General features: G+C 47.0%; 5 protein-coding genes. 3 read left to right on the top strand and 2 right to left on the bottom strand.

The window, feature by feature from the left end; genetic code table 11:
* Window positions 1–57: 57 nt before the first annotated feature.
* From V6C93_RS06865 to V6C93_RS06860, 3 genes are all read left to right on the top strand, one after another.
* Entirely contained in the window at window positions 58–342 is a 285-nt protein-coding gene (locus V6C93_RS06865) for a hypothetical protein (RefSeq protein WP_333475910.1), read from the top strand.
* A complete protein-coding gene (locus V6C93_RS38115) occupies window positions 224–490 on the top strand; it encodes a transposase family protein (protein WP_349262635.1) in 267 nt (88 codons plus the stop codon). Before V6C93_RS06865 ends, V6C93_RS38115 begins: the two co-directional genes overlap by 119 nt.
* Before the next feature lie 349 nt (window positions 491–839).
* Window positions 840–1,157 carry a hypothetical protein gene (locus V6C93_RS06860; protein WP_333475911.1) on the top strand — a complete coding sequence of 106 codons (318 nt, stop codon included), beginning with the start codon at window positions 840–842 and terminating at the stop codon, window positions 1,155–1,157.
* Here the strand turns inward: V6C93_RS06860 and V6C93_RS06855 are convergent.
* Window positions 1,135–6,402 (bottom strand): hypothetical protein, encoded by a 5,268-nt coding sequence (locus V6C93_RS06855; protein ID WP_333475909.1) that lies wholly within the window; start codon window positions 6,400–6,402, stop codon window positions 1,135–1,137. The genes V6C93_RS06860 and V6C93_RS06855 overlap by 23 nt on opposite strands.
* A complete protein-coding gene (locus V6C93_RS06850; RefSeq protein ID WP_333475908.1) occupies window positions 6,348–7,709 on the bottom strand; it encodes a P-loop NTPase fold protein in 1,362 nt (453 codons plus the stop codon). Before V6C93_RS06850 ends, V6C93_RS06855 begins: the two co-directional genes overlap by 55 nt.
* Window positions 7,710–8,404 lie beyond the last annotated feature (695 nt).

The raw sequence follows: 8,404 nt of genomic DNA, 5'->3' as shown, positions 1-8,404 counted from the left end.
CCTTAATATAAACTGTGTGAAACAATAAAGAACAATCAAAGATTTTTACAGCTAGTAATGACAAGCCCTTTAGCAAGAATCGAATCACATCCCCAAGAAGCCAAACGACTAATCGGTATTGATTATGAGCCTTTTTTAGCATTAGTAGCTTTAGCCGAACAACGTCATTTACAGAAACAGGCAGAAATTGAGAAAAAGAAAGTTCGGATCATTGCTCCTGGTGGTGGGCGTAAACCAGAAATGTCACCTAAAGAAACCTCACAAAAAACCAAGAAAAGCCGAAATTCCCGAAGCCCAAAAAGAAGAAAACAAACAATTATCATCAAGAAGAATAGGCGTTGAACACCTAATAGGTCGCGTGAAAATATTTCGAGTAGCTAGTGATAGATTTCGTTTATCTCGTCATCGCTATAGTCAAGTAATAATGACAGTTTGCGGATTAGTCAGATTACGACTTAATCGTTCAGTTATCTTAGCCCTTAATAATTAAATTTGCCGATGAAAAATTAATTTGTAATCGCCATTGTTTGCACCCATTTCTGATGATTTAGCCTGAATTTTCCCCTCAAAGTCTCATGCTTACGTTGATTGAGCGCTGGCGATGCCTACGGCGGTTCGCAAATCGCTAAAACCATTTTACAGTAAGCATTTCGCATTTGCGGATAAGTCTATTGCAGTTGCTTCCTAATTGCCTTTTTTCTTTGTTTTCTTGACGGCCTCCGTTTTTTGGCAACTTGCAAGTAATTTTTCCGAGCCAGGTTTCTATAAGTTTTTGGCGTATTCCTGTTCAAATTCATCCCAGGGTATCAGATTAGCCATCCTTACCCAACGGTTATCTTGTGATAATTTTCCCTCAAACGGTAACTCAAACTTGGACGGTGGGGTGGGGGGTGAGTCAAGTTTTCGGTACATTTTCCCTGGTGCAGGTACAAGGATTTTGTCAGATTTTACCAGATTTCCGAGAAACTCAACAACCGTCGCTGCCGCTAAAAGTACTGATGGCTAAGGGTTTCCGGCTTGTGCAGCAAGCCCTAAGTAGAAGAACCGAATTAAACAACATCATTAACAACGGTTTGATGGGTTGCGCTCACGCTCTACCCATCCTACAAATAATTAAGTCCCTCTACTTAAGATTTACGGACTACGCAGACCTCTGAGTGGAACCACTCTAATCCCCTCACATAAAGCACTAGAGTCCCCAGAACTTGCTGAAGTTCCTACCGTTGTTGTTGTTAGCTCCTTATCTTCTGGTGTCGCTACCGCTTGTGTGCTACCTTTGCCTGCCACGCTAACACTATCCGGAACCCCTACGCTAATCTGCTCGCTAATCCTGGTGCGATTCGGATTATTCAGATAATCATGCAGCCAACTACAACCCCGCTCTAGCAGATTGTCTAAATCCAAATTCCACAGAATCACGGTTGTATCGGCACTAGCGGAGGCTAACCACTTGCCATCTGGCGTGAAACTTACCCCATAAACGTCAGCGCTGTGACCCTCTAACGTCTTAATTAAATTGCCGTCTCGACTCCAGAGATTCACCTTTTTATCTTCACTAGCAGAAGCAATTAACTTGCCATCGGGGCTAAAACTCACCCAATTTACAGCACCATTATGCCCTTTTAAGGTTGCGATCGCCCTTGGCGGTACCCCTTGGGTAATCGCTCTTTGTGATACCGTGAAGGCGGCAATGGGATTGCGAGTGCGAGTCCAACTCTCCCGCTTCCAGAGATTCACCGTTCCATCACTACTTGCCGAAGCAAGTAACTTGCCATCGGGACTAAAACTCACCCAATTGACCGCACCATTATGCCCTTGCAAGGTGGTTAACAACTGACCCTCGCGCCGCCACAATTTCACCGTTTTGTCTTCACTCGCCGTGGCAATGAACTCCCCATCCGGGCTGAAACTCACGCCCCTCACCTCACCGTTATGACCTGTCAAGGTTTTCAGGAAAGTGCCATCCGACCTCCAAAGTTTCACTGTCTTGTCAGCACTGCTAGAGGCAATGGTCTTCCCGTCGGGACTGAAACTTACACTAGTAACCGGCTCTTCATGCCCTACTAACGTATGTAGCAAGGTACCATCTGCTTTCCAGAGTTTGACCGTTTTGTCATCACTTGCAGTAGCAAGAGTCTTGCCGTCGGGGCTGAAACTCACATGATTCACCGCATCTTGATGTGCCTCAAAACTGGAAATCAACACGCCATCTCGACCCCAAAGTTTCACCGTATGGTCATCACTGGCAGTGGCAATGGTCTTGCCGTCGGGCGTCAAACTCACATTATTTACTGATTCCGTATGTCCCTTGAGGGCTTTAAGTAATCGGGTATCACGGTACCACAGTTTAATTGTATTGTCGGCACTGGCACTGGCAATCGTCTGACTGTCGGGGCTGAAGCTCACACCTTGAACCAAATTGCCATGCCCTTTTAGGGTTTCAATCAACGTGCCATCCCGACGCCAGAGTTTAACCGTGTTGTCCGCACTGGCGCTGGCAAGGGTCTGACCATCGCGGCTGAATGTAACGTTAATAACCCAATTCTTATGGCTGGTCAAGGTTTTCATCCGAACCCCATCCCGACGCCAAAGTTTCACCGTGTTGTCCGCACTTGAACTCGCCAGCATCTGGCTATCCGGGCTAAAACTCACACTCATTACCGCCCGATCATGAGCCTTCCAGCTTTTCAGGAAGGTGCCATCTCGACGCCACAGGGTAATGGTCTGATCTTTACTCGCAGAGGCAATCAGCTGGCCATCGGGGCTAAAACTCACCCCCAAAACCCGATCCGTATGTCCCTTGAGAGTTTTCAGCAAGACACCGTTGGTATTCCAGAGTTTCACCGTGTTGTCCCAACTCGCAGAAGCAATGATGTTGCCGTCGGGGCTAAAACTAACACTCGAAACCGGAGCTGTATGACCCTTGAACGTGTTGAGCAGGACACCGCCACTACTCCAAAGGTTCACCGTTTTGTCTTCACTAGCAGAGGCAAGCAGCTGACCATTTGGGCTAAACGTGACGCTATAGACCCCACCTTTATGACCTGCTAGGGTTTTTAGTAAGGTGCCGTTCGCTTTCCAGAGCTTGACGGTGCTATCTTTACTTGCCGAGGCAAGGATTTGACCGTCAGGACTCCAACTCACACTACTGACCCAATCCTTATGCCCCTCTAAACGGTTGTACTCTCTCACACCATATACCGCTTGCTGTAGAGCTGTCACAACTCGCGTCTGAGTCTCTGCGGTTGCTCCTAAAGAGCGTTTCAAATCTCTGCCTGCCCTAATGCCTTTGAGCAAAGCTTCAAACGGTCGGTTGGTAGCCACCAACGCTTCTGAGGAAGCCGAGAGAGCATTTAACTGGGCATTGGCTTCGCCGATCGCAGCTCGTAACCCTAATACAGCAGCAATAATCGTAATGGTGAACAGTGCCATTCCCACGTTACGTGCTTCTCGCAGGTTTTTTTTCAGAACTTGGTTGAGCTGCTCCTCCGCTTTCCTCTGTTTAGCTGTGGCTTGGGCCAGTTGGGCTCGGAGTTCCTTCTCTCTCAAATCAGCTCGAAGCTGCTCAATTTCATTTTGGCTTTGTTTGTTTTCCTGGCGTAGCTTCTCTAATTCTGTTTTGATTTTTAGCTGCTTTTTATAGCGGATAAACTCGACCAGATAATCGTGAACCAGTTGATAACGGTTTGCCGGAACTTCTGGCAACAAAAAGACCAATCCAGATTTCTCTAAAATCTCTAAAATTAAATCTAATTGTTCAGAATCGATATCTGATTCTGCGGCTAATTCTGCACGAGTTTTGAGAGGACGATTGTCATTTTCGTCTGTAAGTAAGTGCAAGACGCCCCAAGCGGCATGTTCGTTTTCTGGCCCACAATCTTGAATGGCCTTTTCTAAAAATCGCTCAACGAGTCTTTGTTTAGGCCCAGATTGCTGATACTGCTCAAGGGTTGTAATGTTCTCTGCTTGCAGTTGAGCGCCTACCACTTGCAACTCAATGGGACGAACCGCACCCACTCCATCCGCTAAATCTCGGACTAATTCATCAATCAGAGCCGCTTCTAAATAAAAATGGGCACGTTCCGTTAAGCTTTGAATAACGGCACGGGCGTCCTCTAACGAAAAGTTTCCTAAAGGATAGCGAATCGAGCGATCCAGAAGATTGTTGTTAATGACTTCTAGGACATTTAATTGCTCAATTTCCAGTAAATAGTGGAGATAATCCTCCCGGAGTGAGAGAATGACTTTGACAAAAGGAATATTCAGGCAATCATTTAAAAATTCATAAAAGAGGAAGCGCTGAGAGAGACTGGAAACAAAGAAAAATTCTTCAAATTGGTCGAAAATCAGAATGGTTAATAAGTTATGTTCAGCGTTTTGCCGTAGCTGTTCAAGGATGGTTTGGATTTTTGGTTGAGCATCTTGGCTGGGTTTTAAGCGCAAATTAATCGGCTGTTCACCTGCATTGCTATCAAATTCGTACAGCGCTTGAGCCAAAGCGTTTCTCAATTCCCCAATCCAATCGGTGTAAAATTGCGGGACAATGGGTAAGGCAATGCGATCGCCAAGGGTTCTGTGTTTGAGTGCGGGTACCAATCCGGCTAACACAATCGAACTCTTCCCGACTCCAGACTGACCGTGAATCACCGTGAGTTTGCGATCGGATCGGGTCATTTGTTCGATTAAGCGCTGCACGTCTTGCTTGCGCCCGGATGCTTCAATTTCCTGGGCAACAATCTCTTGCTGCTCGACCGGTGCCAAGGCTGGGTTCGTCAGCGGGCGTCGGGGTTGTAGGCGACCGGCTCCAATGAAGGCACGGAAGCCATACAGCTGTTCTACCGCTCGTTGTTCTTGCTTAATCTGAAATGCTTCTAAGTATTGACCTTGCTCGAAGTAGAGACAGTGCAGCTCTTCCAATAAATGCAGGTAACGCTGCGGTTCGTAGCGGTGTTCACTTTTTGCGATCGCATGAGTCAGTCCCAAGCTGGCTACTTCCAGGTGATGTTGAGCCTCCTGCCGCAGCCCCTGTTGTCGCTGAGCTTTGACTAAAAATAATTCATATAACTGGGCGAGCAAAAATCGATGTAAGCCTTGATTCACGCGCGGCGGGTCTGAGACTTCTGCCAAAATAGAGAGGGCTTTTTGCGCATGGGTGTTCGCCTCTATCCACTTAGACTGCCTGAGTGACGCCTCAGCCAGGAAGCCGTAATCCTGAGCAAGCTGTGCCTTGGAGCCATAGGTTTGATGTAAGCTCAGGGACTTTTGCGCCACGCTTTTCAGGATATCCCACGCTTGCAGGCGTTCGAGTACCTCGGCGAGTTGAGTGATAAACTGAGCAACTAAATCAGGACGCTTTGCCTGGTTAAACACCTCTACGCATTGCTGGAGATAAGGCCATGCTTCCTCTAAGTTGCGGTGTCGTTGCGATCGATGCAAGTCAGCTTGACGGCAGTAACATAAGCCTAGATGAAATAACAAAACTCCCTGCCGTTCTAAATTATTGCTGGCACGCCAAAACCTCAAGCTTTTTTGGTAACGGGTAACAGCAGAATCAATCAGATCGCTGGCATAGTCATATTGACCGAGGACAAATTCCAAACCCGCTTGTAGCGCGGGCTCAATGGCGACGCCATGACTTTGCAAATCTTTTAAGGCAGAATCGAGTTCAAGGCGCGATCGGCAATCAGTTGCTAGATTTAGGAATGAATGGTGCGTACAAACCCGCCAAGGTGCATACCGACCAGTACCCCCATGTAACACGGTTTGGAACAGGGAGTCTGCCTTTTGGCGCAGGAAATCAACTAATTCACTGCTGGCAATTTCAAACTTAATCGGGGTAGCTGCCCAACTGGCAAAATCCGGCGCAAACCGTACCAGTTTTTGCAACACCTCATCATTCACCCACAAGACTAGCGGGAAGGGTAACCGTTTGCGAAACTCATCCCGTACTTGATTGGTAGAAGTTAGCAGGTCTTCAAGAGATTCTACAGACTCTAGCCCCAGGATGAATAGGGCAAAGGAAGCAGGGAAGGCAGGGGGAGAATTGTCTGGTGAGAGATGAGTAACAACTTCTTCCCCTGCACTAAGAACTGTACCTGTCCCTGGTTTTACCTTTTGCCTTTGGCCTTTTGTGTTTTCCGGCTCCAATTCCCCATGCCCGTAGGCTTGGATGGTGGTGTAAAGCGTTGTGACTGATGATGGGAGGTCTAAAGAGCGAATTTCATAGTGATTCTCCGAGAGTTCTCGCAGCTGACGCAGGATGCGCTCTCGCAGGCGCTTATAGTTGCAGCGCACTAACACCAGGGAAAACTCCCCTTGTGAAAATGCGATCGCGCGATCAAGCGCTTTTAAAGAGCGTTCGTTGTATACCCCGATATCTGATGGTCGTTGTGTTTCAACCATAATTTAAATTGCTGCGTCTCTTGTAGCGCCGGATTAAGCCCAAACCAAGTTCCATCCTTGTCGCGGTATTCAAACACAAACATGCTGCGTAATAGGGTTGTGTATTCCACGTCTCCCCTTACCGTTTGATTTTGTACCACCTGAAACAGTAACTTCCACTCATTTTCATCAATGGATGAGGTCAGGTAATCACGGCTTTCCCGAATTACAGCCTCTAAACACTCACGCGAGATCGGTGGATTCTCGTGCCGGAGGCAACCAAATAGCAACCCCAATAAGTTCCGCACATGACCCCCACTAATGCGGCACAAGCGGTCTAAGGTCTGGTGTTCATCAAACACCTCTGTGATCAACTCTAGCTGTTTTTCACTGGGTTCGTTGGGGAAGGCTCTTACCATCACCATCTTTCGCAAGAGTGCCATACCCGCCTCGTATTCTGTGCCATTGCGCCGTCGGATCGGCACCATCGGCAAGATTGTCGGGGGAATGCCACCACCCAACCGACTCTTGAGGGTTTCGCAATCATTGGAGAAAATCAACGATAGGGGAATGGTATAGACAACGTGACAATTGAGTTTTCTCAACTGTTCCCCCCGATCCACGAATAAATACTCCGGTTGCGTGCGTCCGGAGGGGAGGGTGCGAATATCGAGGCGATCGAGGTTGTCTACAATCACGACTAATCCAGCTTTGCCCCGTCGCTGGAGTTCCGTTGTTGCGCGATCGAGGATTTCTTTGTTGATGGATTCCAAAATCCCAGCTGTGCGCGGTTCCAGATATTCCCTCAAGCGCCGTCGCAGCTTTGGACTTTCTTTGGTTTTGGCTGTAATTTTGCCAATCCCGATGGATAACTCTGCTTCTGTTTCAAACTCAATTGGAGTTTGCAAAAAATCAGCAATCTCAGTAAAGAGATTGGCGAAGTATCCGGGTTTCAGCTTAATTTTAATCTGCTCCAGACTTTCACTCACCTGACCGGCGATGCTCAGCAAAATATCTGTCACATCCACGTCAGCCATGTCTAAGTCTTGAGACGACTCAAAATAAACCACATGATACCCTGCTTGCTCTAACTCTGCTTTTAGTTTGAGCAATTCGGTGGATTTACCACAACCAATATGTCCTGTAAATAACTGACAGGTTGGCTCATCTGGTGAAATGAGGGTAATCGTTCGCTTGAGTGACTCAATGATTTTGTTGCCTCGGACTGAGGAAAAATCAATATAGTATTGCCGATCTTCGCTCTTCCCCATGACAAGGGGTTTGCTGGGATTACAGGCTCTATAAAATCTAGGTAGATCGAGTCCCATTAGTAGTCATCTTCCTTCTTCAGTAGATTTGATCGCGCCTGTCTTGTTCTAAGCCAGCTCGATGCAGAGAAAAAGATGCCCCTTTATTTCTTCTTTTTATCTTTACCATCACATAAGCCCAGCCACTGGCACTCCTTTTTTTGATCATCCTTGGCAGCGAGGTAAAGCGGTGGTGGTTGTTGAGTACCAAGTCTAGCCTGATAACTTCTCTGACTAAGTCTAGATAGGTGCCAGTTTTCTGGATTATTAGACCTAACACTTGCTAGGACTTGACCCGATCCTATTAGCAGCATGGGCACGAGACTAATACTCAACAATTTGGCGTTCATCCTTTTCCTGCAACTTTTCGCGCGACTGAGTACATGTCTGCTTCTCAGTCCTGTACTTACCAATATTCCTTCGGTATTGCCGGGACTCAGGATGATTTTGTTAGGATTTTGTAAAATTATGGTGTATTTATCTTTGGTAGATGTTATGTTATAAGATTAGTTTTCTTCATCAACGCTTCAGGGTTAAGGAATGAAGAAAATCTACGGTAGCTGAAATCCCTGAAATTCGATGCCAGTAGAGGAAATCCCAAACGAGAGGGAGTTCTCTGGTTGTCTGAGGCTAAATGTGATGATTCCAACGGGTAGCCTGACTGTTCACGTCATGTGGAAAAATCAACGTTAGACCTAACCCCCAGCCCCCTTCCC

The organism is Allocoleopsis sp., from assembly GCF_036703385.1.
Taxonomy (GTDB): domain Bacteria; phylum Cyanobacteriota; class Cyanobacteriia; order Cyanobacteriales; family Coleofasciculaceae; genus Allocoleopsis.
Note: the sequence above shows the minus strand (reverse complement) of the source record. Positions and strands in the feature narration are given on the sequence as shown.

Bases quoted from the DNA above. Each gene is read 5' to 3' on its own strand.
- V6C93_RS06865 (WP_333475910.1), top strand. From the start codon at position 58: ATGACAAGCCCTTTAGCAAGAATCGAATCACATCCCCAAGAAGCCAAA.
- V6C93_RS06855 (WP_333475909.1), bottom strand. From the start codon at position 6,402: ATGGTTGAAACACAACGACCATCAGATATCGGGGTATACAACGAACGC.
- V6C93_RS06850 (WP_333475908.1), bottom strand. From the start codon at position 7,709: ATGGGACTCGATCTACCTAGATTTTATAGAGCCTGTAATCCCAGCAAA.